The organism is Egicoccus sp. AB-alg2 (assembly GCF_041821065.1).
Classification (GTDB): Bacteria; Actinomycetota; Nitriliruptoria; order Nitriliruptorales; family Nitriliruptoraceae; genus Egicoccus.
The window spans coordinates 403796-426811 of record NZ_JBGUAX010000002.1 but is presented as its reverse complement, the minus strand read 5'-3'; the positions used below and the strand labels follow the sequence as shown (position 1 = coordinate 426811).

At 72.7% G+C, this 23016-nt stretch carries 21 protein-coding genes and 1 tRNA gene; 9 read left to right on the top strand and 13 right to left on the bottom strand.

Annotated elements, in window-relative coordinates; translation table 11 throughout:
- Positions 1-29: 29 nt before the first annotated feature.
- The 4 genes from ACERM0_RS04640 to ACERM0_RS04625 are packed head-to-tail and all read right to left on the bottom strand — an operon-like array spanning position 30 to position 3530.
- Positions 30-857, bottom strand: coding sequence for an ABC transporter permease (locus ACERM0_RS04640; protein ID WP_373677344.1), 828 nt, complete (start codon positions 855-857; stop codon positions 30-32).
- The gene (locus ACERM0_RS04635; protein ID WP_373677343.1) at positions 857-1771 is read right to left on the bottom strand and encodes an ABC transporter ATP-binding protein; all 915 of its coding nucleotides are present in this window, start codon (positions 1769-1771) and stop codon (positions 857-859) included. The genes ACERM0_RS04640 and ACERM0_RS04635 overlap by 1 nt, the downstream gene beginning before the upstream one ends.
- Complete coding sequence (locus tag ACERM0_RS04630) at positions 1768-2472, bottom strand: DUF4386 domain-containing protein (protein ID WP_373677342.1); 705 nt, start codon at positions 2470-2472, stop codon at positions 1768-1770. Before ACERM0_RS04630 ends, ACERM0_RS04635 begins: the two co-directional genes overlap by 4 nt.
- Positions 2469-3530 (bottom strand): NAD(P)-dependent alcohol dehydrogenase, encoded by a 1062-nt coding sequence (locus tag ACERM0_RS04625; protein ID WP_373677341.1) that lies wholly within the window; start codon positions 3528-3530, stop codon positions 2469-2471. The genes ACERM0_RS04630 and ACERM0_RS04625 overlap by 4 nt, the downstream gene beginning before the upstream one ends.
- A 161-nt stretch (positions 3531-3691) precedes the next feature.
- On the opposite strand from ACERM0_RS04625, the gene ACERM0_RS04620 reads away from it, so the two are divergent.
- Together ACERM0_RS04620 and ACERM0_RS04615 are read left to right on the top strand one after the other, a co-directional pair.
- Positions 3692-7057 carry a BTAD domain-containing putative transcriptional regulator gene (locus tag ACERM0_RS04620; RefSeq protein ID WP_373677340.1) on the top strand — a complete coding sequence of 1122 codons (3366 nt, stop codon included), beginning with the start codon at positions 3692-3694 and terminating at the stop codon, positions 7055-7057.
- Between the two features lie 102 nt (positions 7058-7159).
- Positions 7160-7924, top strand: a complete 765-nt coding sequence (locus tag ACERM0_RS04615) for a DUF4386 domain-containing protein (protein ID WP_373677339.1) — start codon at positions 7160-7162, stop codon at positions 7922-7924.
- Between the two features lie 59 nt (positions 7925-7983).
- Here ACERM0_RS04615 and ACERM0_RS04610 read toward each other — a convergent pair whose 3' ends face one another.
- The 4 genes from ACERM0_RS04610 to ACERM0_RS04595 form a co-directional block, all read right to left on the bottom strand.
- On the bottom strand, positions 7984-9660 hold the full coding sequence (locus ACERM0_RS04610; RefSeq protein WP_373677338.1) for a hypothetical protein: 1677 nt from the start codon (positions 9658-9660) through the stop codon (positions 7984-7986).
- Entirely contained in the window at positions 9657-9839 is a 183-nt protein-coding gene (locus tag ACERM0_RS04605) for an RNA polymerase sigma factor (protein ID WP_373677337.1), read from the bottom strand. Before ACERM0_RS04605 ends, ACERM0_RS04610 begins: the two co-directional genes overlap by 4 nt.
- A gap of 19 nt (positions 9840-9858) precedes the next feature.
- Positions 9859-10170, bottom strand: a complete 312-nt coding sequence (locus ACERM0_RS04600; protein ID WP_373677336.1) for a sigma factor — start codon at positions 10168-10170, stop codon at positions 9859-9861.
- A gap of 148 nt (positions 10171-10318) precedes the next feature.
- A complete protein-coding gene (locus tag ACERM0_RS04595; protein ID WP_373677335.1) occupies positions 10319-13651 on the bottom strand; it encodes an efflux RND transporter permease subunit in 3333 nt (1110 codons plus the stop codon).
- Positions 13652-13790: 139 nt separating this feature from the next.
- Between ACERM0_RS04595 and ACERM0_RS04590 the strand changes: the two genes are divergently transcribed.
- Together ACERM0_RS04590 and guaB are read left to right on the top strand one after the other, a co-directional pair.
- Positions 13791-14387: a hypothetical protein gene (locus ACERM0_RS04590; protein WP_373677334.1), complete on the top strand. Its 597-nt coding sequence runs from the start codon at positions 13791-13793 to the stop codon at positions 14385-14387.
- A 79-nt stretch (positions 14388-14466) separates the two neighbouring features.
- Positions 14467-16017, top strand: a complete 1551-nt coding sequence (gene guaB / locus ACERM0_RS04585; RefSeq protein WP_373677489.1) for an IMP dehydrogenase — start codon at positions 14467-14469, stop codon at positions 16015-16017.
- Between the two features lie 9 nt (positions 16018-16026).
- Here the strand turns inward: guaB and ACERM0_RS04580 are convergent, their stop codons facing one another.
- From ACERM0_RS04580 to ACERM0_RS04570, 3 genes are read right to left on the bottom strand one after another with little or no spacing between them, the layout of a single operon-like run.
- Positions 16027-16323: a DUF5522 domain-containing protein gene (locus ACERM0_RS04580; protein WP_373677333.1), complete on the bottom strand. Its 297-nt coding sequence runs from the start codon at positions 16321-16323 to the stop codon at positions 16027-16029.
- Positions 16320-17210 (bottom strand): HAD hydrolase family protein, encoded by an 891-nt coding sequence (locus ACERM0_RS04575; protein ID WP_373677332.1) that lies wholly within the window; start codon positions 17208-17210, stop codon positions 16320-16322. Before ACERM0_RS04575 ends, ACERM0_RS04580 begins: the two co-directional genes overlap by 4 nt.
- A gap of 1 nt (position 17211) precedes the next feature.
- The gene (locus ACERM0_RS04570) at positions 17212-17508 is read right to left on the bottom strand and encodes a DUF3467 domain-containing protein (RefSeq protein ID WP_373677331.1); all 297 of its coding nucleotides are present in this window, start codon (positions 17506-17508) and stop codon (positions 17212-17214) included.
- Positions 17509-17634: 126 nt separating this feature from the next.
- Between ACERM0_RS04570 and ACERM0_RS04565 the strand changes: the two genes are divergently transcribed.
- A complete protein-coding gene (locus ACERM0_RS04565; protein ID WP_373677330.1) occupies positions 17635-19164 on the top strand; it encodes a glucose-6-phosphate isomerase in 1530 nt (509 codons plus the stop codon).
- 112 nt (positions 19165-19276) lie between these two features.
- On the top strand, positions 19277-19624 hold the full coding sequence (locus ACERM0_RS04560; protein ID WP_373677329.1) for a hypothetical protein: 348 nt from the start codon (positions 19277-19279) through the stop codon (positions 19622-19624).
- Positions 19625-19731: 107 nt separating this feature from the next.
- Here ACERM0_RS04560 and ACERM0_RS04555 read toward each other — a convergent pair.
- Positions 19732-19805: transfer RNA gene (locus ACERM0_RS04555), tRNA-Val, on the bottom strand.
- A 67-nt stretch (positions 19806-19872) separates the two neighbouring features.
- Between ACERM0_RS04555 and ACERM0_RS04550 the strand changes: the two genes are divergently transcribed.
- The 3 genes from ACERM0_RS04550 to ACERM0_RS04540 are packed head-to-tail and all read left to right on the top strand — an operon-like array spanning position 19873 to position 22126.
- Entirely contained in the window at positions 19873-20994 is a 1122-nt protein-coding gene (locus ACERM0_RS04550; protein ID WP_373677328.1) for a Nif3-like dinuclear metal center hexameric protein, read from the top strand.
- A 2-nt stretch (positions 20995-20996) separates the two neighbouring features.
- A complete protein-coding gene (locus tag ACERM0_RS04545; RefSeq protein ID WP_373677327.1) occupies positions 20997-21725 on the top strand; it encodes a zinc ribbon domain-containing protein in 729 nt (242 codons plus the stop codon).
- The gene (locus ACERM0_RS04540; protein WP_373677326.1) at positions 21722-22126 is read left to right on the top strand and encodes a hypothetical protein; all 405 of its coding nucleotides are present in this window, start codon (positions 21722-21724) and stop codon (positions 22124-22126) included. The genes ACERM0_RS04545 and ACERM0_RS04540 overlap by 4 nt, the downstream gene beginning before the upstream one ends.
- A 4-nt stretch (positions 22127-22130) precedes the next feature.
- Here ACERM0_RS04540 and ACERM0_RS04535 read toward each other — a convergent pair whose 3' ends face one another.
- On the bottom strand, positions 22131-23012 hold the full coding sequence (locus ACERM0_RS04535) for a GGDEF domain-containing protein (RefSeq protein WP_373677325.1): 882 nt from the start codon (positions 23010-23012) through the stop codon (positions 22131-22133).
- Between the last annotated feature and the right edge of the window lie 4 nt (positions 23013-23016).

Here is a 23016-nt window from a genome sequence, read left to right as displayed (position 1 = left end):
GCCGCTGGGCGGGCGACCTCCCCGGCTGATCAGCTGGTCACGTCCCGTTTGGCGAGGACGGCGGAGGAGAGCAGGAGGCTGAAGGCGCCGTAGCCAACGGCGAGCAGGGCCGCGGTGGCGTAACCGATCACGGGTGGGGGGCCGCCCATGAGTCCGGGGCCACCGACGCCACCGACGGCCAGCGCGTTGGTGACCGCTGCGGGCCCCCACTCGGCGAGGTCGGACCAGAAGGCGCTGATGAGTGCTTCTCCCAGGATGAACCAGGCGACACCGACGGAGATGGCGATCGCTGCGGATCGGGACAGCATGGCGATGGTGGCGCCGAGCAGTGCCGGCACCAGCGCCGCGCTGGTGAGGTTGAGGTAGGTGGTTCCGATAGCGGAGAGGCCGTCCGCGGTCCACCAGGCTGCCGTCTCGACGCCGACGCCTGGTGCCAGCAGCGCGCCGGCGGTGATGCTGACGGCCAGCGTCGCCGCGACCGCGATCGCGGTGAACGAGAGCAGGGCGGCGATCTTCCCGGCGAACACCTTGATCCGGTCGGGCTCGGTCACGAACAGCGTGCGGAGGGTGCCCTTGCTGAATTCGCCGGCCACGTTGGAGGCGAAGAGCGAGAGGGCGATGACGCCGAGGAAGCTCGCCACGTTGGTGGCGGCGAAGACCGAGCCGCCGGGTCGGGAGAGTGCGGCCGTGGTGACGAACGACTCGGCCCCTCCGCTGTCGAGATCGATGTTCCCACCGCCGACGTTGACGAAGGCGAGGATGGTGAACAGCAGGGAGAAGCCGATCATGGCGCCCCCGAACCCGAGCAGCGTGCTGCGTCTGCTGAGTTTGACCCATTCTGAACGGAAGGCACGCATCAGTCGGTTCCTCGCTGGTCGGCGCCGGTCATGGCGAAGAAGGCACGTTCGAGGTCGGCGGAGGTGGCCCGCAGCTCTCGGAGGGTGATGCCGGCGTGCCAGGCGAGACGGTTGAGGTCTGGCGCCCAGTCCGCGGGGGCGTCGACCTGGATCGCTCCGTTGCTTCTCGTCGCGCGGTAGCCCGCGTCGGTCGCCAGCTGGAGCAGACGGGGGGTGTCGGTGTCGTGTTGCGCGGCGGCCCGGATGGCGGGGGAGGTCCTCTCGAGCAGGTCGGCCATCGTGCCGCTGAAGACCACGCCGCCGTGATCGATCATCACGATCGAGTCGCAGGCGGCCTGGATCTCCGCGAGGAGGTGGCTGGAGACGAACACCGTCTTGCCACTGGCGCCGATGTCGCGGAGCAGGGTGCGGATCTCGACGATGCCTTGCGGGTCGAGCCCGTTCGTTGGCTCGTCGAGCACCAGCAGGTGGGGGTCGGGGAGCAGGGCCCCGGCGATGCCGAGCCGCTGCTTCATCCCCAGCGAGTAGCTCCTGTACCTGTCCTGGCCGCGGCGCCCCAGGCCCACGACCTCGAGGAGTTCGCCGATGCGACGGCGGTCGTGACCGCCCAAGGTGGCGAACACCCGCAGGTTCTCCTCTCCCGTCAGTGTCGGGTAGAACGCCGGCGCTTCGATGAGCGCACCGACGCGGTGGAGGTAGCCCGAGGGGTCGGCGATCGGGTGCCCGAGCACGTGTGCCTCGCCGCTGGTCGGCTCGATCAGGCCGAGCAGCATGCGGATGGTGGTGCTCTTGCCGGCGCCGTTGGGGCCGACGAACCCGACGACCCCGCCGGAGGGGAGGTCCAGGTCGATCGCGTTGACGGCCCGGAGGTCGCCGAAGTCCTTGGTCAGTCCCCGGGTCCGGATCGACGTCATCGGTCCACCTTCTCGCTGTCGAGGGTCACGTGGCGCCCCTTGGCGAGCAGCCAGACGAACAGCCAGACCTCGCCGACGAAGGTGACGATGGCCAGTTCGGGTACGGCGCCGGGGGCCAGCAGGGCCACGCCGCTGTCGACGAGGTAGCCGACTCCGGCCAGGGCAAGCAGCCAGCCCAGTAGCCGCGGGGCGTAGGTGGCGCGGGCGACGAGGTAGCCGGTGATCAGCAGGTGCAGGCCGAAGATGGCCAGGCCAGCGTCCCAAACGACGTGGAAGTTCTCGATCCGGTGCAGCGCCTCGAGCTGCACCTGTGTGGTGACGGTCCTCGCCGAGGTCAGCACGTCCAGCGCGGCCACCAGTTGCGCGATCGCGGCGAGGAAGACGACGCCGTAGACGACGCGCAGCGCACCGCCGACCGCGGCCGCGGTGGGGCGGACCGGGGCGAAGAAGGCCCACAGTGCCCAGCCGACGACGATGTCGAGGAGCGCGGTCAGGACCAGGGCGACGACGCCGAACCGGAACCTGGTGGAGGCGGCGAGGACGTCGGTCGCGGTCCGGGCGGCGTCACCGTCGGTGACGAGGGCCTCGAGCACGCCGAAGTGCGCCCAACCCGACAGGACGGCCAGGAGGAGGATGCCGAGCCCGCCGATCAGGGCGGTGAGGCGGAGGTCACGTGTGGGGGTGAGGGTGGTGGCGGTCATCGCGGGCCACCCCCCGTGGTGTGGTCGGTCGGGTGGACGGCGAGGACGACCTTGCCGCGGGCGCGACCGTCGGCCACGTGCTGGATGGCCGTCGCGGCGTCGGCGAGCGGGTAGACGCGGTCGATGACCGGGGCGATCTTGCCGGCCTCGGCGAGCTCGGTGAGGACGGCCAGGTCCTGGTGGTTCTCGGAGGCGACGAACGTGCGCAGCGTCTGGGAGACGAAGGGTGAGAGCAGGAGTGCACGGACCTGGCGGTCGTTGCCGCCGAGCCAGCGGCCGCCGGTCTCGCCGCCCGTGATGACGAGCGTGCCGGTGGGGGCGAGTGCCCGGCGGAGGCGTGTGAGCGAGGAGTTACCGCCGATGTCGATGATGACGTCGTGGATCGGTCCGTCGGCGACGAAGTCCTCGCGGGTGTAGTCGAGGACGCGGTCGGCGCCGGTGGAGCGGACGATGACGGCCTTGGCCGGGCTGCACACCGCGGTGACCTCGGCGCCGAAGGCCTTGGCGATCTGCACGGCGAAGGTGCCGACCCCGCCGGATGCGCCGATGATCAGGACCTTCTGGCCGGCCCGGACGCCGCCCTTGTCACGCAGCGCCTGCAGCGCCGTGACCCCGGAGACCGGCATGGCCGCGGCATGGACGAAGCTGAGGTTGGCCGGCTTGGTGGCGAGCTTGGCGTCGGGCACGGCGACGAACTCGGCGAACGAGCCCTTGCCCATGCCGAAGACGGCATCGCCTGGCTGGAACCGTGTCACGGCCGCGCCGACCGCTTCGACGACGCCCGCGACGTCGGTGCCGAGCACAGGCTTGTTCGGCGTGCGGAGGCCGAAGCCGGCGAGACGGATCGGGTGGGGCAGCCCGGCCATGACGTGCCAGACGCCGCGGTCGACGCCGGCAGCGTGGACGCGGACGAGCACCTCGTCGTCGTTGATCCGGGGGCGGGGGACGGTGCGGACCTGCACGTTGCTCGCGGGCCCGTAGTGATCGCGGGTTGCGGCCCGCATCATCGGTGTCGCTGCGTCGGGTGTGGCGTGCCGCGGGATGGTGGTGGGTTCCATGGTGGCTCCTGGTGGGAAGCGACCGTCGTCGGTCGCGGTGGGATCACCATCGGGGAGCCCGGTGGGGCTGCGGTGGGGAACCGGTGGAGCCGATCCGGACCACCACGCCGGGGGTCGCCCTACGCTGGCCCAGGGACCGACGACCGAGGCGAGGAGCAGCCGTGGTGCGGGTCCGGCTCCTCGGTGGTGTCGGGGCCGCCACCGCGTCTGGCGAGCCGCTCGACGTCGGCCCGGCCAAGTGCCAGGTGCTGCTGGCGGCGCTTGCGCTCGCCGTCGGCGAGCCGGTTCCGGTGGTGCGGCTCATCGACGTGATCTGGGGCGAGGCGCCGCCGCGCACGGCCGACAAGACCCTGCAGGGCTACGTCGCGCAGCTTCGACGGGGGCTCGGGCACGACGTCGTCGCACGGGTCGGCGCGGCCTACCGGCTCGAACTGGACCCCGAGCAGGTCGACGTGGCCCGGTTCCGGCGACGGCTCGCCGCCGGCGACGTCGACGGCGCCCTGGCGGTCTGGACCGGCACACCGCTCGCAGGCCTGGATGCGCCCGGGCTGCAGCCAGCGATCGACAGCCTCGTCGAACAGTGGCTGGGCGCCATGGAGACACAACTCGGCCACCTGGTGGGCGAGGATGCGGCCTCGACGGTCGCCACCCTGACGGAGCTGACCGCGGCCCATCCCTTCCGCGAGGAGCTGTGGGCGTTGCTGATGAGCGCCCTGTACCGGACCGGCCGTCAGGCCGACGCCCTGGGTGCCTTCCAGCGCGCCCGCGCCCACCTCGTCGACGAGCTGGGCGTCGAACCGGGGCGTCGCCTGCGTGAGGTCGAGTCGATGATCCTCGCCCACGACGAGGCGCTGCACGGCGAGACGCAGGCCTCGAGCCCGAACCGGGGCCAGGCGCTGGCGCCTGTGGCGCCGACGGGGACGGTGACCTTCGGGTTCGCCGAGGTCGCGGACGCCACCAGCCTGTGGGTCGAGCATCGCCGCAAGATGGCGGTGGCCTTGGGGCGGCTCGACGAGGTGGTGCGAGAGGTAACCGGGCGACACGGCGGCACGGTCGTCGTGGCCGCCGGGGAGTCGATCGGCGCCGCCTTCCACCGCGCCGAGGATGCCGCCAGCTGGGCGAGCGAGCTGCAGACGGTGGTCGATGACGAGCCGTGGCCCGGCGGGGTCGCGCTGCGGCTACAGATCGCGCTCCATACCGGCGAGACGCGGGAGGAGGGTGGCGGGTACTTCGGACCGGCCGTGCACATCGCCTCGAGGATGGCCGCCACCGCACATCCCGGGCAGATCCTGGTGTCCGGGGTCACCGCCGCGTTGCTCGAGCGCGACGGCCTGCAGGACCTCGGTCGGCACCAGCTCGACGGGGTGGCCGGCGGCCACGACCTGTTCCAGCTCGACGCGGGGCACCACCCGCCGCCCCGCACGAGCAGTAGCCAGCTGCCGGGCCGTTCCGTGCGCCTGTTCGGACGTGACGAGGACCTGGCTGCCCTCGCCGACGCGCTCACCTCCTCGCCGGTCGTCACGCTCACGGGTCCCGGCGGCGTCGGGAAGACGTCGCTGGCGCTCGCCGCGGCACACCGTGCCGCCGACGATCACCGCACGCAGGTGCGGCTGGTCGAACTGAGCGAGATCACGACCTCCGCGGACGTCCCCCATCTGGTCGCCGAGACGCTCGGCATCGGCGGCGGCGCCGGCCGCACCCTGACCCAGTCGATCGCGGCCGCCCTCCAGGCGCGTCCCACGCTGCTGGTGCTGGACAACTGCGAGCACGTTGTGACGGGCGCGGCGAGGCTCGTGCAGGCGATCACCGACGCTGCGGTCGACCTGCGGGTCCTGACGACCTCACGTGAGCCGCTCGGCATCCCTGCCGAGCAGGTGGTCTCCGTCCATCCGCTCGAGGCGGCGGGTGCCGCCGTCGCACTGTTCGCCGACCGGGCACGCGCCGCTGGCGGCGAGCTCGACCTGGCGGATACCCGCGCGGACGTCGTGGAGCTCTGCCGCCGCCTCGACGGCCTGCCTCTGGCGATCGAGCTGGCCGCCGCGCGCACCACCAGCCTGTCACCAGCGCAGCTGCTCGCAAGGCTCGACGACCGCCTCCGGTTGCTCGGCGGCGGACGCCACGCCACCGTGGCACGGCACCAGACCCTGCGCGCCACCGTGCGTTGGTCCTACGACCTGCTCACCCCCGACGAGCAGCGACTGTTCGAACGGCTCGGCGTGTTCGCCGGCGCGTTCGACCTCGCCGCCGCTGAGGCCGTGGCCACCGACGCCGACCTCGACGCGGTCGAGGTCGACCGGCTCGTCGGGGGACTGGTCGAACGCTCCCTGGTCACCGTCGAATCCGGTCCCTTCGGGCGGCGGTTCCGGCTGCTCGAGACCCTGCGGGAGTTCGCGCGGGAAGCGCTGGCGGAGCGCGGCGAGCACGAGGAAGTCTCGACCCGCCACGCCCGCTGGTGCCGAGACCAGACCGCCGACATCGGTCAACTCCTGGCCGGCAACGGCGAGATCGAGGGCGTCGCGCGACTCGCCGAGCTCTGGGCCGACCTGCGTGCTGCGGTCGAGTGGGCCTGCACGACGCGGGCTGCGGACCTCGCCGATGCGCTGGTGCACCCCATCGCCGCCGAAGTCAGCCTGCGACGCCAGGTCGAGATCGCGGACTGGGCCGAACGGATCCTGGACCTCACCCCACCCGAGGACGAACCACGGATCGTGTACTGGTTGCTGTGGGCCGGCCACCGCCGGGCACAGGCCGACGCACCCGGGGAGTACGCCGAGCTCGTCGCCCGCCATGGCTACGCCGATCACCCGGTCGTCCGGTTCAACCACACCTACATGGCGAACGTCGGTGCCGACTCGCTGGCGGTGTCGCTCGCCGCCGTCGACTGGCTCCGCGCGCACGGCGAGGAACACTCGGCCAACCTGCTCGAGGTATCCGGATCGGCGGCCTCGTTGATCGTGCTCCAGCGGTTCGACGAACTCGCGGACGTTGCGGCCGAGATGGTGGAACGGCACCGCCGACACGCCCCACCGACGCTGCACTACTTCGCGCTCGGCATGCAGGCCTACGCCGCGCAGTACCGCGGCCGTTACGACGAGGCCAAGCGCCTGTTCGACAAGGCCGAGCGACTGGACCTACCCGCCGGCACCTACCGCGTGCTCCAGACCGCGCAGGCCCGGCTGACCTTCGAGCACGGCGACCGCACCGGGGCCTGTCGCATCCTGCGCGACAACATCCAGGTGCTGCTCGACAGCGACTACACCGACGTGACCCGAATGGTCGCCGTCGAGTTCATCCCCATGATGACGTCGCTCGGTCGCCTCGGCGACGCCGCCCGGGTACTGCCTTACCTGGACACCACCGGCGACTTCGCCAGCATGGCCCGGACGCACCTGATCGCCGAACCGATCGCCGACATCGAGTCCGACCCGACCCTGGCCACCCAACTCGATGCCGACCCCGACGCGAGAGCCGCCTTGGCCCACATGCGGGACGTCCTCGAGGACGTCATCGCGCGTGAGCGGAACTGAGGGCTTCGCAACCGCGGATCCACCCGGTCTCCACCGAGACTCCACCCGTCGTCGTGATGCTGTCGATCGCGAGTCACCGATCCGATCGACAGGAGCACACCGATGACGTCCGCGACCCGCACCCCGTCCACCGAACCTCGTTCCAAAACCGGCCGGGCGCCTGGCCGGACCCGGGCGCGCGCCATCGGTCTGCTCTTCCTGGCTGCGATGTTCACCTACGGGCCCGGAAGCGGCATCGTGGCATCCTTCGTCGACGCACCCGACTTCCTGACCCGCGTCGCGGACCGGCCGTCGTTCTTCGTGTCCGGTGCCGTCCTGATGCTGCTCAACTGCGCCGTCGTGGTCGCCATCGGCGTGCTGACCTACCCCATCCTGCGGCCGGCCAACGAACGTGTCGCACTGGGCTACCTCGCCTGCCGGATCATCGAAGGGACGCTCCTCGCCCTCGGGGTCGTCGCACTCCTGACACTCATCCCGATCGCGGACATGGCCGGCGGTGGTACCGCCGACATCGGGACGGTCAGTACGTTCGCTGTCGCCGTCAACGACATCTCCTACCAGGTGGGCATGGCCGCCCTCGGTCTCGGCAGCCTCTTCTTCTGCCGTCTGCTGGACCGGGCCGGACTGGTGCCACGGCCGCTCGCCATCTGGGGACTGGTCGGATACGCCGTGTTCCTGGCGGGCGCCCTGCTCGAGCTCTTCGGCCTGGCTGGGGGACTCGTGCTGTCCCTTCCCGGCGGCCTGTTCGAGGTCTTCTTCGGCGGGTGGCTGATCGCACGAGGCTTCACCGGCCCCCAGACGCCGCATGGACCGCCGAACTCGAACGTCCTCATCACAGCCCGCGATCAGGTCATCCGGCCGACATAGGCAGAACCTCCGTAGAGAACTGATGGCTTGGAACCGGATGCCTGACCCGGATGCCGTGCTCAGTTCGAGGTGAACGCCACCAACGGGATGCGGACGTCGACCGTCCCGTCGGAGGCGAGGCGTACGAGCATGAGTTGACGTCCGTCGGAGGGCCTCGCGCCCGGCGTCGTCACGATCGGATCCCGGTAGGGCTCGCAGTCCTCGGGATCCGCGTGCGTCCCGAGGGTCTCGCAACGGGCTGCCGCTTCCGGATCCGTACCGGAGACGCAGCCGTGCCGGCTGCTCGCACACAGGTACAGATCGCCGGCCTGTGACCGGATCTCCATGTCGACCCAGGTCCATCGGTGGGGGCCGGCGACGAACCGCCCGCCCTCTGCAACCATGGCCAACTGGGGAGGCGCGTGACCGACCCCGCGGCGGCATGTGGTCCCGGCCGCCGTCTCCGATGCGGCGCCCGATCCCGGTACTGGTCCGCCGCCGGTGACGCGTACCCCGACGGTGTCAGCATGGTCCACCAGTCCGCTGGGGTAGTGGGCGAGGTTCGAAGGTCCGTAGGCGCGGCCGCCCGCGTCGACGAGCACGGACTCCTCGGGGCACCAGGTCAGCAGGCTGGTCGGCATGTCCGGTGACGTGCCGTCGACGACGCGCACCTCACCGCCGGCCTCATGGACGACCCAGACCGGTGTCCCGTCCGCGAGAAAGCTCGCCGAAGCCTCGCCCGCGGGGGGACGCGCGAGCAGTCGGTCCTCGACCGGCACGAAGAAGGGGTGCGGCCCCTCGGCATCGCTCGCCGGCAGGACCACCTCGACGGCACCATGTTCGGTCGCTCGTGCGAGCATCGTGCGGCGGACGTCGGGAAGCAGGACGAACGGATCCGACGGCTCGAGCCCGGCGATCGCCGGGCCATCCTGCGGACACGTGCCGTCACGGTCGCACACGACCGCTTCGGCCGCCGACCCGCCGACCAGCAGGCGAACCCACGTCCACCGATCCGTGGGGAGGTCGTTGCCGTCCGTCACCGAAGGAGAGTCTGGCGGCAGGTGCTGGACGACACCGGGCCCGCCGGTCGCGCGGCCGTCGGTCTCGTCGCTGCACGACGGCCCGCGCGAGGACTGGTCCCGCTGGTCGGCGGGGTCGCGCTCCGGGTGCTCGCCCGCGGGGCCGGTGACCCGCACGGTCTGCCCGTCCGGCGCGAGCTCGCTCGGATGGACCGCCAGACCAGCCGGGGACGGTCCCCCCGTCCACTGCCCCCAGCCATTGAAACGGCTGCCATGGCGGAGCTCCTCGAACCATCCGCTGCTCGAGCAGTAGGCCACCAGCTGGCGCGAGCCCCAGGGCGCACGCGGGTCCTCTGCGTCCAGGACGACGACCTCGCTCTCGACGGGGTGGCTGACGAAGACGGGGCGTCCGTCGTCGAGATAGGCGGCGAGGGCCTCGCCCACGGCCGGGACGGGCAGCTCGCCGCCCCGCGCCGTCGGCTGGTCGGGTGTCACGGCGGGCAGCACCGGTGGACTCGCCGGCTCGACGACCGGTGTCGGGGGACCGTTCGCCGACACCGCCAGGGCGGCGACGACGATCCCGGTGACCAGGCCCGTGACGACCAGCCCGACGGCGCGAACACGGCCGCCGCGCCGACGGTCGGGCATCGCCGGCACGGCTGTACCGGCCAGACGCATTCGTGCCTCTTCACGCGCCGCCGCACCCGCACGACGTGCCAGGGTCTCGACGTCGCTCATGGCCGCTCCCGCCGCTCGGTCGCCTCCAGGAAGGCCTGCAGACGTGCACGCGCCGTGTGCAGCTGCGCCTTGACCGTGCCCTCGGCGACGCCGACCACCTGCGCGATCTCTCGCACCGACAGGTCGCCCGCGTAGCGGAGTGCCACCACCCGGGCCTGCCGCTCGGGGAGTCGCCGCACGAGGTCCCAGAACGGCTGCTCACGTGCGAACGCTGCCGATCGCGGCGCGGTGGCGCCGCAGACGCTCCAGTGCACGTCGTTCCGAGGCGAGCCGCCGCAGTCGGGAGGTGGCCAGGTTCAGCGCGACCCTCTGGATCCAGAGATCCGGTCGCTCCATCGCCCCGACCTGATCCCACCGCTGCAGTGCCCGGGTGAAGGCTTCCTGGACGACGTCCTCGACCCCGACACGTGCGCCCCGGAGGGCGATCACCACCGCCAGGGTGGCCTCCGCGTGCTGTGTGTAGACCTCGTCGAAGTCGTGGCCGGTCACGGCCACGTCGTCGGACTCCACCCCCGCTGCCAGCGTTCACCCCTGTCGACCTCGGCGTCCGCAGATAGACGCCGGAGTGCCGTCGCAGGTTTTAGCCGACCTCGAACGACCTATGCCCGATCATCCGCGTCTCGCGCGACGGCGCAGCCACGGGGCCGCCCCGGCCGCGTCACGGTGGGGAAGTGTCGGGCCGTGTGGGCGTGTCGGGACGCTGCGGCGTTCGGAGGAGCCATCGCCGGAGATCATCGACGAGGCTGTAGATCACCGGTACCACGACCAGCGTCAGTGCGGTGGAGCTGATCAGCCCGCCGATCACCACCGTCGCGAGTCCCGCGGACAGCAGGGCCCCCTCGTTCAGGCCGAGCGCCAGCGGCACCAGCGCGAAGATCGTCGTCAGCGCGGTCATCAGGATCGGGCGCACGCGGGTGCCGGCAGCCTCGACCAGCGCGTCGTACGTGGTGCGTCCCTCGCGGCGCAGCCGTTCGACGAACTCCAACAGCACGATGCCGTTCGTGACGACGATGCCGATCAGCATCAGCAGGCCGATCAGGGTCGGCAGGCCGAGCTCCCGCCCGGTGATCCACAGCAGCGGGAAGGCGCCGATCGCCGCCAGCGGGATACTGCCCATCATCACCAGCGGCACGAGCAGGCTGCCGAACGTCGCGACCAGCGACAGGTAGACGAGCACCAGGGCGACCCCCATCGCCCCGATCAACGAGCTGAAGCTGTCGTTCAACTGCTGGGTGATCCCGCCGAAGCTCACGCTCACCCCGGGCGGCAGGTCCTGGGCCGCCACCACCTGCTGCACGACGTCCGACACCGCGCCGGCGTTCTCGGCCGTGATCCGGCCGCTGACCTCCGCGGACCGCTCGTCGTCGTAGCGGGTCACGGCGGTGGGGCCCTGCACCTCCGTCAGCGTCGCGACCTCGGACACCTCGACGCCGGGCGCCACCTCCAGCTCGCCGAGCTCCTCGACCGTGACCGTGTCGCCGAGCGCCATCGACACCTCGACGGGGCGCTCGTCACCGTCGATGTCGACGGTCGCGGCCTCGGTCTCCGACAGCATCGCGCCGATCTCCTGGGCCACCGTCGCCGGCGTCAGCCCCTCGTCCGCCGCCTCCTCGCGGTCCACCTCGACGTCGATCTCCGGCTGTGCCTCGTCGAGGTTCGACTCGACGTTGCGCAGCCCGTCGACCTGCTCGAGCGCGCCGACCAGCGTGTCCGCCGCCGCCTGCACCTGCGAGAAGTCGTCGCCGCTGACCTGCAGCGAGATGTCCGACCCACCGGGGATGCCCGCGAACGGAGACACCGCGCCGGTCAGGTCGGTCTCCGCCACCGCCGTGTCGATCGCGGCGGTGACCTCGGCCTCATCGGCACCGTCGGCCATGGTGACGGTCAGCGTCGCCGACTCCACGCCGCGGGCGCCGCCGAACGCGCCCGGCACGCTGCCGATCACGGCCGTGATCCGTTCGATGCCCGGCACCTCGCGCAGTTGCGCCTCCAGCGCGTCGATGCGCTGCGCCGTGCCCTCCAGGCTGGTACCGGTCGGGGCCTCGGCGACAACCTCCAGCTCCTCGACCTGCTCGGCCGGGAACAGCACGACCGGCACGAACTGGAGGGTGGCCGCGGACGCCGCCAGCAGCCCGAGGGCGACCAGCACCGTCAGCGCCCGGTGGCGCAGCGCCGGGCGCAGGGCCCCCGCCGCCAGCCGGCTGGTGACCGAAGTCCGCAGGCCCCGCTCGGCGGCCCGCTCCGGCAGCAGCACCGAGGTGAGCGCGGGCACGACCATCGCGGCCACCGCCAGGCTGGCCAGCAGGGCGAACACGATCGTGAGCGCGAAGCCGACGAACACCTCGCCGACCAGGCCGCCGACGAACGCCAGTGGCACGAACACCGCACACGAGGTGATCGCCGAGGCCGTGATGGCGGGCACCATCTGCGAGGTGCCGGTGATGACGGCCGTCCAGCGGGTCAGGCCGGCCTCGCGCAGCCGCGCGATGTTCTCCAGCACGACGATGGAGTCGTCGATCACCCGCCCGGCCGCCACCGAGAGCGCCCCCAGGGTCAGGATGTTCAGGGTCAGGTCGCCGACCCGCATCGCCAGCAGCGCGACCAGCAGCGAAAGCGGGATCGACACGCCGGCGACCACGGTGCTGCGCAGGCTGCCGAGGAACAGCGAGATCACCAGGACGGCCAGCGCGCCACCGATCAGCGCGTCGGTCGACAGGTCGCTGACGGCCTCGCGCACGTCGGGCGCCTGGTTGACGATCTCCGTGGCGGTGATGCCCGCGGGCACCTCGACGTCGGTCAGCTGGGCCTGGAGCCCGTCCACGACCTCGATGGTGTTGGCATCCTGCTGGCGGATCACCTCCAGCGTGACGCTGGGCGCCCCGCCGAGCGTGCTGATGGCGTCGTCGGGACGGCGGTCGTCGAAGGTGACTGCGGCCACGTCGCCGACCTCGAGGTCGAGCCGCCGCAGCTGCTCGAGCTGCTGTTCCAGCAGCACGTCTTCGGGCGAGGGCGGTGCGGACCGGACGTTCTCGTCCGGGTCGCCCGCGACGATCGGCGCCGACCACGTCGAGCGGGCGCCGCGCTGGCCGCCCGCCTCGCGGCCCTGCCCGCCCGGTCCGCCGTCGCCCGCCGCAGGTTCGCCGTCCGCCGCCGGGTCGTCGGTCACGGCCTGGTCGTCGCTCGCCGCCGGGTCGCCGCTCGCCGCCGGGCCGGCGCCCACGGTCGCGGTCGCGGGCGGCAGCGACGCCGTGTCGGCGCCGCGGCCGACGGGGACGGCAGCCACGACGTCCAGCGCGTCGGTGGGCCCGGTGACCCGCACCGTCGCCTCGCGGTCGCCCTCGGGCAGACTCCCGACCGGCACCGACAAGTCGGCGTCCGCCAGTGCGCCGACGACGCCGAACGCGGTCACGTCCTCCCGCTCGGACTGCCGAGGGTCCAGCTCGACGGCCACCACGCGCTCGCGCCCGCCGGCGACGCGGACCTGACCGACACCGTCGACGGTGACCAGCCGCGGTTCGAGGACGTCCTCGGCGAAGGTGCGCAGGTCCGCCTCGTTCCCGCCGGTGAGCGCGATGGTGAAGACCGGCGCCGACTGCGGGTTGACCCGCTGGACCTCGGGATCCTCGACGTCGTCGGGCAGGTCCTCCTGCGCGAGGTTGTCGCGCACGCGCCGCTCCCGGTCGACGACATCGGTGCCGAACTCGTACTCGCCCGACACGATCGTCAGCCCCTCGACGCTGGTCGAGCTGACGTGCTCGATGCCTTCGGTGCCCTCGAGGGCGTCCTCGATCGGCTCGGCCACCTCGTCGGCGACCGACGCGGGATCCGCGCCCGGCCACACGGCGGTGACCACGAGGTAGGGCGTCTCGATCGCCGGGAAGACCTCCTGCCGCAGTGACGACGCCGCCCACAGGCCGGCCACCGCCAGCCCGACCGCCACCAACAGGACCACCGAGCGACGCCGCAGCACCGCAGCGACGAACGCCTCCATGGGAGCCCCTTCGGCGCACCACGACCGACCTGCCGATCGACGCTACCCAGGCAACCTTTCGAGACGCTGTCGACACCGCCCCTTCCATGCCGGCCCGAACAGGGGGATGCTGAGCAGGTAGGACGCGAGGAGGTGGGAGATGTTCGTACAGGTGATCCACGCTGCCGACGCCGACCCCGACGTGCTCGACGTCATGACGCGTTGGCAGCAGGAGCTGCGGCCCGGTGCGATCGGGTTCCTCGGCTCGACCGGCGGGCGCACGCCGTCCGGTGACCTGATCGTGGTGGCCCGCTTCGCCTCGGAGGAGGAGGCGCGCCGCAACAGCGAGCGCCCCGAGCAGGGCGACTGGTGGTCACAGGTGAGCAAGCACCTCCATGGTGAGGTGCGCTTCCACGACTGCACCGACGTCGCCACGATGCTGGAGGGGGGCAGCGACGAGGCCGGATTCGTGCAGGTGATCACGGCCCGTGCCGACGAGGGTGTCACGGCGAAGGAGGTGGCCGAGCGCGCTTCCCGGTTCGTCTCGGCCCACCGGCCCGACGTCCTCGGCGGCCTGTGCGCCGTCGCCCCGGACGGGACGATGTTCGAGGTCGTCTACTTCACCTCGGAGCAGGAGGCACGCGAGCACGAGGCGGCCGAACTGCCCGAGGACGCGGCCGCCGAGATGGAGGAGTTCTGGAGCCGTTTCGGTGAGCCGAGGTACTTCGACCTGCCGCAGCCGGTGATCTGGAGCTAGCAGCACCGCCGCCCGGCCGCCGCCCGCCGCGGCGGCGACCGGGCGAGCCGGGAGGGGTACGGTGTCGCCACCCACTGCGATGCTCCCCGCCGTGTGGGGACAGGAGGAGTCCGGCGTGCCCGTGTCCGACATCCCCGAGGCCCTCAGCTACGACGACGTGCTGCTGGTGCCGCAAGCATCGGCGGTGCTGCCCCGCGACGTGGACATCTCGACCGGCCTGCACGACCGGATCCGCCTGCAGTTGCCGCTGCTGTCCGCGGCGATGGACAAGGTCACCGAGGCCGAGATGGCCGTCGGCTTGGCCCGCCAGGGCGGCCTCGGTGTCGTGCACAAGAACACGACCATCGAGGCGCAGGCCGCGATGGTGGAGTCGGTCAAGCGCTCGGAGTCGGGGTTCATCCTCGATCCGGTGACCCTGACACCGGTCGACACGGTCGACACCGCCTTCGAGCTGATGGCGCGCTACAAGGTGTCCGGCTTCCCGGTCGTCGACGACGCCGGGCGCCTGGTGGGCATCGTCACCAACCGCGACCTGCGGCTGGGGGCAGAGCCGGGCCGCCCCGTGTCGGAGTACATGACCTCGCAGGGGCTGGTCACCGCCGAGCCGGGCACCACCCTCGAGCAGGCGCGCGACCTCATGCAGCGCCACCGGGTGGAGAAGCTGCCCATCGTCGACAGCCAGGGCGACGTCCCCGGGCTGCTGACCGGCATGTTCACCTTCAAGGACATCGAGAAGGTGATCACCTACCCGAACGCGGCCAAGGACGCGCGCGGGCGGCTGCTGTGCGCGGCCGCCGTCGGCGTCGGCCCGGAGGGCGAGCAGCGCGCCGAGGCCCTCGCCGCCGCCGGCGTGGACCTGCTGGCGATCGACTCCTCGCACGGCCACTCCGCCGGCATCCTGGAGTTCGCCGCCAAGCTCAAGGCGCGCCTGCCCGACGTGGTGCTGATGGTCGGCAACGTCGCCACCGGCGACGGCGTGCGGGCGTGCGTCGACCACGGCGCGGACGTGGTCAAGGTGGGGGTCGGGCCCGGCTCGATCTGCACCACCCGTGTGGTGACCGGCGTCGGCATGCCGCAGTTCAGTGCCGTGATGGACTGTGCCGAGGTGGGCGTGGAGCTCGGCGTCGCCACGGTCGCCGACGGTGGCGTGCGCTACTCCGGCGACGTCGTCAAGGCGCTGGCCGCCGGCGCGTCCGCGGTCATGGTCGGCAACCTGCTGGCCGGCACCGACGAGTCGCCCGGTGAGCAGGTGCTGGTCGGCGGTCGCCGCTACAAGGAGTACCGCGGCATGGGCTCGATCGACGCGATGCGCGCGGGGTCGGCGGACCGCTACTTCCAGGGCGACAAGCTCGCCGGCAGCGCCCGCGAGGCCGCCAACCAGCCCTCCAAGCTGGTACCCGAGGGCGTGTCCGGCCTGCTGCCCTACCGCGGCGCGCTGGCCGAGGTCACGGGCCAGCTCGAGGGTGGTCTGCGGGCCGGGATGGGGCTGGTCGGCGCGCCGGACCTGCCGTCGCTGGTTGCCAAGGCCCGGTTCGTCCGCCAGTCCGCCGCCGGCGCCCGCGAGTCGCACGTCCACGACCTCGACGTGGTCCACGAGGCCCCGAACTACTCGGTGCCCGGCAAGCGCTGAGGTTCGTGCTCAGCCCTCGACGAAGTGGTCGGTGAACGGGCAGCCCGGGCAGTGCGTCTGGCAGCAGTCGACCCGTTCTCCGGCCTCGTAGGGGCAGTGCCGGCACCCGGAACCGCAGCAGCGCCCGCGTGCCCACAGGGCCGCCGCCGTGAACACGAACGCGCCCGTGGCCGGGTCGAGATAGCCGGGCTCGCCGCGCGCCATCGCCGTCTCGTGGGCCCGGATCGCGGCGTCGAAGCCGGCTGCGTCCGGCGAGAAGCGCGCGACGAGCGGCCGTCGCCGCTCGTCCGGCGGACCCGCCGTCATCCCTGCTCGCGCCAGACCCGCACGGCGTCGAGGGCGACCGCGACCCCGTGCGCGTCCACGTCCGGGACGACGAGGTGGGCGACCTCCTGGATCTCCGCCGGGGCCTGTCCCATCGCGATCGCGGTGCCGGCCACCTGCAGCATCGACAGGTCGTTGGCGGCGTCGCCGATGGCGACGGTGCGCGACAGGTCGATCCCGAGGTGTTCGGCCGCACGCGCCAGCGCCCGGCCCTTGTCGGTGTCGGGATGCGTGGCGTTGACGAAGTGCAGCTCCGGTGCCCGGGGGGAGTCGGCCTGACCCGGCGTGAGGCCCGCCGAGGTGATGCCGTCGATGATCGCCGGCACCGCGGCGGTCTCGAACACGGTCATGGTGATCTTCGGGATCGGCTGACCGGCCAGGTTCGCCGGGTCCTCGAGCACGCCCAGCGGCTCGTGGCCGAGGATCTCCCAGTGGGTCCGCGCGCGCTCGTCCCAGGCCGAGACCCAGTAGCCGTCGTCGGTGTAGACCTCGAGGTAGGCGTCGTCACGCTCGCGCGCGAAGGTCAGCAGCCGGGCCACCTGGTCCACGGTGAGCGACCAGGCCGCCACCGTACGGCCGTCGGCGCGTACCTCGGCACCGTTGTGCAGCAGGTGTGGGCCGCCGGTGCGCAGCTGGTCCCACAGGGCCTGCACGCCCAGACGCGCCCGACCGGTCGCGAACCCGATGCGCAGGCCGGCGTCCTGGGCACGCACGACCGCCTCGACGACCTCGTCGGTCGCGTCCACCTGCGGGCCGATGAGGGTCCCGTCGACGTCGCAGACGACGTATGCGGGGGCCGGCTGGTGCCAGTCGGCGTAACGGCCGCCCGGGCGGATGCCGGCCGGCAGCGCCGTGGGGGAGGTGGTCATCTCAGCCCAGCGCCTTGACCTGGCCGAACCGCTCCTCGTAGTTCGACAGGTTCGTGTTGAGCGCGTTCAGGACCCGGCCGACCATGGTCGGCGCGATGCGCACGCGGCTGACCACCTCGGCGTTGACGCGACCGGCCTCGCCGGCGGGCAGCAGCTGGCAGAAGTCGAGCGTGAACTCGTGCGGCGAGTGCGACACGACCAGGAAGTTGGCGTATTCGCCGTGCTTGGTGTCGTCGGGGACGACCACCTGGACCTGCGGCTGCTGGCGGGGCTGCTCGGGCGTGGGCTGGTCGGACACGGGGCACCTCGTCGTGGTGGCGGGAGCGGGGACACGTGCGCCCGAGGCTATCGACCGGGAGGCGCCGGTGGTCGGGGCGCCTAGGCTGCCGGGCTCCGCCCGCCGTCCCGTCTCCCGGAGTGCCGGATGACCCTCGGACCGCTCACCGACGCCGTCTCCTCCGCGACCACGCAGGCCATGGAGCTCGTGCCCCGCATGTGGGAGCGCGACCACACCGTCTGGCGCGACGATCCCACGGAGATCAGCGATCGGCTGGGGTGGCTGGACGCCCCCGAGCGCGCCGACGAGATCCTGGGTGAGCTGACCCGGCTGGTCGCCGACGTGGTCGCCGACGGGATCACCGACGTGCTGCTGGTCGGGATGGGCGGCTCGTCGCTGTACCCGGAGGTGCTCGCCACCACGTTCGGGCCGTCGGCCGGGTTCCCGCGGTTGCGGGTGCTGGACTCCGTCGACCCGGCCGCGGTGGCCGCGGTCGAGCAGGACCTGCCCTGGCAGGCGACGCTCCTGGTCCCCGCCTCGAAGTCGGGGGGCACGGTCGAGATGGCCTGCCACCTGGCGCGCTTCCGCCAGCGGCTGCTCGAGGTCGTGGGCGAGTCCGCCGCCGGCAGTCACATCGTGCCCATCACCGATCCGGGCAGCGCGCTGGAACACGAGGCACAGGATCGGGGCTACCGCACCGTCGTGCACGGCCAGCCGGACGTCGGCGGCCGCTTCAGCGCCCTGACCCCGTTCGGGCTCCTGCCGGCCGCGCTGCTCGGGCTCGACCTCGAGGCTCACCTCGCCCCGGCGCGTGAGCAGCTGACCGCCGCCCGCAGCAGCGATCCGGACGTGAACGCACCCGCCGTGCTGGGCGCCACCATGGCGGCGGCCCACCGCTCGGGCCGCGACAAGCTGGTGCTGGTCCTGCCGGAGGAGATCGCCACCTTCGGCCTGTGGATCGAGCAGCTGGTCGCCGAATCCACCGGCAAGGAGGGCGTGGGCATCCTGCCGGTGTTGGACGCCGACCTCGCCGACGTCGACCGGTGGGGTGATGACCGGCTGGTGGTCGTGCTTGGCGAACACCCCGCCGCCGAGGAGATCGCCCGGGCCGGGCACCCCGTCGTCCAGCTGCCGTGGAAGGGCCCCGAGCAGCTCGCCGGCGAGGTGGTGCGCTGGGAGGTCGCCACGGCGGTGGCCGGTGCGCTGCTGGGCATCAACCCGTTCGACCAACCCGACGTGCAGTCGGCCAAGACGGCGACCGACCGGGTCCTGTCCTCCGGCGAGGACGTTCCGCCGGCCGGTGATGCCGAGGAGGTACTGGCGGACGTTTCGGCAGGGAACTACGTCGCGCTGCTCGGGTTCGTGACGCCGGGCGGCGACGACGAGCGGGCGCTGCACGCGGCCGCCAGCCGGCTGCGCGCCCGGCTCGGGGTCCCGGTCACCGTCGGCATCGGCCCGCGCTACCTGCACTCGACCGGCCAACTGCACAAAGGCGGGCCCGACACCGGCCGGTTCCTGGTCGTGGTCGGCGACGACGCCCAGGACGTCGACATCCCCGGTCGGGACTACACGTTCGGGCGCCTGAAACGGGCCCAGGCAGCCGGCGACCTCGCCGCGTTGCAGGCGGCCGGCCGCCGCGCCGTACGCATCACCACCGAGGCGATCGCCGACCTCTGAGCGCGCCGCCCAGGAAAGGGGCGACCCGACGGGGACAGGGCCATGTCGCCCTGTTCCCCGCGGGGCGGTGCGCGCAGGATGGGCGTGGCGCCACGCGGGGGAGGTGACCACCATGCAGTGGGACCTTGGGCCGCAGGGCGTGGGCCTGCTCGTCGGGATGTCGCTCGGTTTCGGGCTCATCGCCCAGTTCGTCGCGGGCCGGTCGATCACGCGGTGGTTGTGGGCGATCGCGGCCGTGACCTACTTCGTCGCCGGGATCCTGATCAGCGAGGTCTGGTTCGGCTGGGCGACGCAGGACGAACTGCAGCCGAACATCGACGGCCTGTCCTTCGACGAGGTGCTGCTGCTGGCGCTGCTCGCCGGGATCGCGGCGGTCGTCGTGACCCGGCTCGTGACGCGCGCACGCCGCCGGCACGAATCCTCGTCGCCGCCGGACCGGCGCCGCGTCGGTGGGCGGTGAGGGGCTCGAACCCCCGACCTCCTCGGCGGAAAGGGGGCCTCTGGGCCGGTGGGCGGTGAGGGGCTCGAACCCCCGACCTCCTCGGTGGAAAGGGGCCTCTGGGCCTGTGGGCGGTGAGGGGCTCGAACCCCCGACCTCCTCGGTGTAAACGAGGCGCTCTGGCCAGCTGAGCTAACCGCCCGGAAGGGCGGCAGGGTAACCCGTAGGCTGCGCCGCCCACGACGTCCGCGACGTGAGGCGACGAAGCGATGAGCGACCGGGTCGGCGACTGGCTGCAACTCGTCCACGACCGCTACCCACCGGCCGAGGCGGCCAGCTGGGACCACGTCGGCCTGCAGGTCGGTGACCCCGCCTGGCCGGTTGCGCGGGTCCTGGTCTGCCTCGACGTCACCGGCGCCGTGGTCGAGGAGGCGGCCGCTGTCCCCGACACGCTCGTCCTTGCCCACCACCCGCTGCTGTTCCGGCCGCTGGCCGCCCTGACCCCGTCGACGGCCAGCGGCCGCACGGCACTCGCCGCCGCCCGGGCCGGCGTCGCGGTGGTCGCGGCGCACACCAACCTCGACGTCGCCCGGGACGGTGCCGGCACGTCCGACCCGGTGGTGGGGGTGCTCGGTCTGCGTGACGTGCGGCCCCTGACGACGGAGCTGCGCGAGTCCGGTGACCTCAAGCTGGTGACGTTCGTGCCGCCGGAGGCGCTCGACACCGTCCTGGACGCCGTCGCGGCCGCCGGCGCGGGACGGATCGGCGACTACGAGCGATGCAGCTTCCGGGTCGACGGCACCGGCACCTTCCGGCCGCTGCCCGGCAGCGACCCCTACAGCGGCGAGGGCGTCGGCCAGGACGCCGCGGAGCAGGAGTGGCGCCTCGAGGTGGTGCTGCCACGCGGCCGGGCCGGTGCGGTCGTCACCGCGCTCGACGAGGCACATCCGTACGAGGAGGTCGCCTACGACCTGTACCCGCTGGTGGCGGGCGCCGAGGTCGGCCTCGGTCGCATCGGGCGGCTGCCGGAACCGCGGACGCTGGCCGACCTGGCCGAGACCGTGCGCCACGGGCTGCCGGCCCCGCACCTGCGTTTCGCCGGCGATCCCGACCGCACGGTGGAGAGGGTCGCGGTCGTCGGCGGGGCCGGCGACGGCCACATCGGGGACGCCCTGCGCGCAGGCGCGGACGTCTACGTGACCGGCGACCTTCGACATCACGTGACCCTGGATGCGCTCGAACAGGGCCTCTGCCTGGTCGATGCCGGCCATCACGCGACCGAGGCGGCCGCGCTGCCGCACTGGATCGCCCGCCTGACCGAGGCGGCGGACGGCCGGGGCCTGACCGCCCCGGTGATAGCGTCGGACACGCCGACGACCCCGTGGAGGTGACGGTGGCCGACCCCAGTCCCGAGGACCTCGAGCGCCTGCTCGAGCTGCAGGCCACCGATCATCGCATCCGGAAGGTGCAGCACACCCTCGACGACCTGCCCGAGCAGCGCCAGCTCGCGGAGGCCACCGAGCGGCTGGCCGAGCTCGGTCGCCAGCACGAGGACCTCCGGGTCGAGCTGGAGCGGGTGACCGCCGAGCAGCGCCAGCTCGAGCGCGAGACCGACGTGCTGATCGAACGCCGCGACGCCGAACGGGTCCGGCTCTACGACGGTTCGGTCACCAATGCCCGCGAGCTGAAGTCGGTGGAGGCCGAGGTCGACGCGACGGTGCGCCGCATCGAGGAGCACGAGGAATCCATGCTCGAGGTGATGGAGCGTCTCGACGAGCTCGAGCAGCGCTCCGCCGAATTGCTGGCCGCCGCGGACGCGACCCGCCAGCAGGTCGCCGAGCTGGAGGTCGCCCTGGACGAGTCCGCGCGCGATTGGCTGGCCGAACTGGCCGAGCTGCGCGTCGTCCGTGACCGGCAGGCAGGCGAGGTCGCGCCGGAGCTGCTGCAGCGCTACGAGCAGGCCGCCCAGCGCGGCGGCGGGACCGGCATCGGCAAGCTGGAAGGCAACGCCTGCACCGCCTGCCGGATCGAGATGTCGTACGCGGACGTGGGCGAGCTCTTCGACGGTCCGCCGCTGACCACGTGTCCGCAGTGCCGTCGACTGCTGGTGGTGAGCGCATGAAGTCGCACGGTCCCGACGGACGAGTCTGGGAGGTCGCCCGGCGTCCCGACCCGCAACGTCCGCTGGCTGCACTGCTGCCGGGCACGACGTGGCTGGTGGAGGCCCGCACCGACGACGAGACCCGCCTCTGGCGCGCCGGCTCCCGTGCCGAGGCGTCGAAGCTCGTCGCGACGGTCGCGATGGCACTGCGTACCGGCGGTCCCAGTCCCACGGGCGAACTCTCGGCGAACGACCTCGGCGGTGGGGCGGACCCGGCCGCGCCAGCCGAGCGCGTGGCGCCGACCGGCGAGGCATCCACCCAGGAGGCGGCCGCCGACGGGGTGGCCGCCGACGAGATGCCGGTACCGGACGAGGCGCCCACGCCGGAAGACCTCGTCGACGACGAGGCCGACGAGACCTGAGCGGTCAGACGACGCTGCCGTCGGCGTTGGCCACCCGGTCGAGGCCGGCCGATTTGGCGCGCTCCTTGGCTCGGTCGGCGGCGCGGAGCACCGCGACCTCGTCCGCGCCGTCCTCCGGGAAGCGGGCCAGGCCGTAGGCGGCGTGGACCTCGAACCACTCACCGTCGGGCAGCACGACCTGCTCGTCGTGCAGTCGCTCGATCACCCGCTTGACGATCTCGCGGGTGCGCTGGCGGTCCTCGCCGGCGAGGGCCATGGCCACCTCGTCGCTGCCGAGGCGGCAGGCGGTGAACTCCTCGCCGGCGGCGCGACGCATGACGTGGGCGAGGACGCGGACCGCCTCCGTACCGGTCGGGTGGCCATAGCGCTCGTTGAGCTTGCGCATGCCGCGGATGTCGGCCAGCAGGATCGTGAACGGCATGCCGGCCCGGCGCAGCCGCGCCAACTCGTCGTAGAACACCCGGACGTTGAGGAGTCCCGTGACGGGATCCTCGCTGACCGACCGGGCAACCGCCACGTCGCGGGCGCGGGTCAACTCCGCCCCGGCGGCTCCGACCAGTGCCAGCCACGGCAGCACGGCGGTGCGCACCAGCAGGCCGACGACGTCGCCGCCGGTGAAGTCGAACGCGATGTCCAGGGCGGCGTGTCCGACGGCGGCGATGGCGGCGTAGACCAGTGCGGTGCGGGTTCCGCCGGCCAGGCCGGCCAGCAGCACGAACGGGACCAGCAGCCACGCCACCGTGTCGTCGCGCAGCGCCAGGTGCAGGCCGAGGGTGACGGCCAACGACCCGATGAGCACGGCCAGGCGCACGGGGCGAGGAGCGAGCGCGCTGGCCGCCTCGGCCAGCAGCGTTCGGGTCCGTCCCGGCAGCGTCGGTCGTCCCACCGTC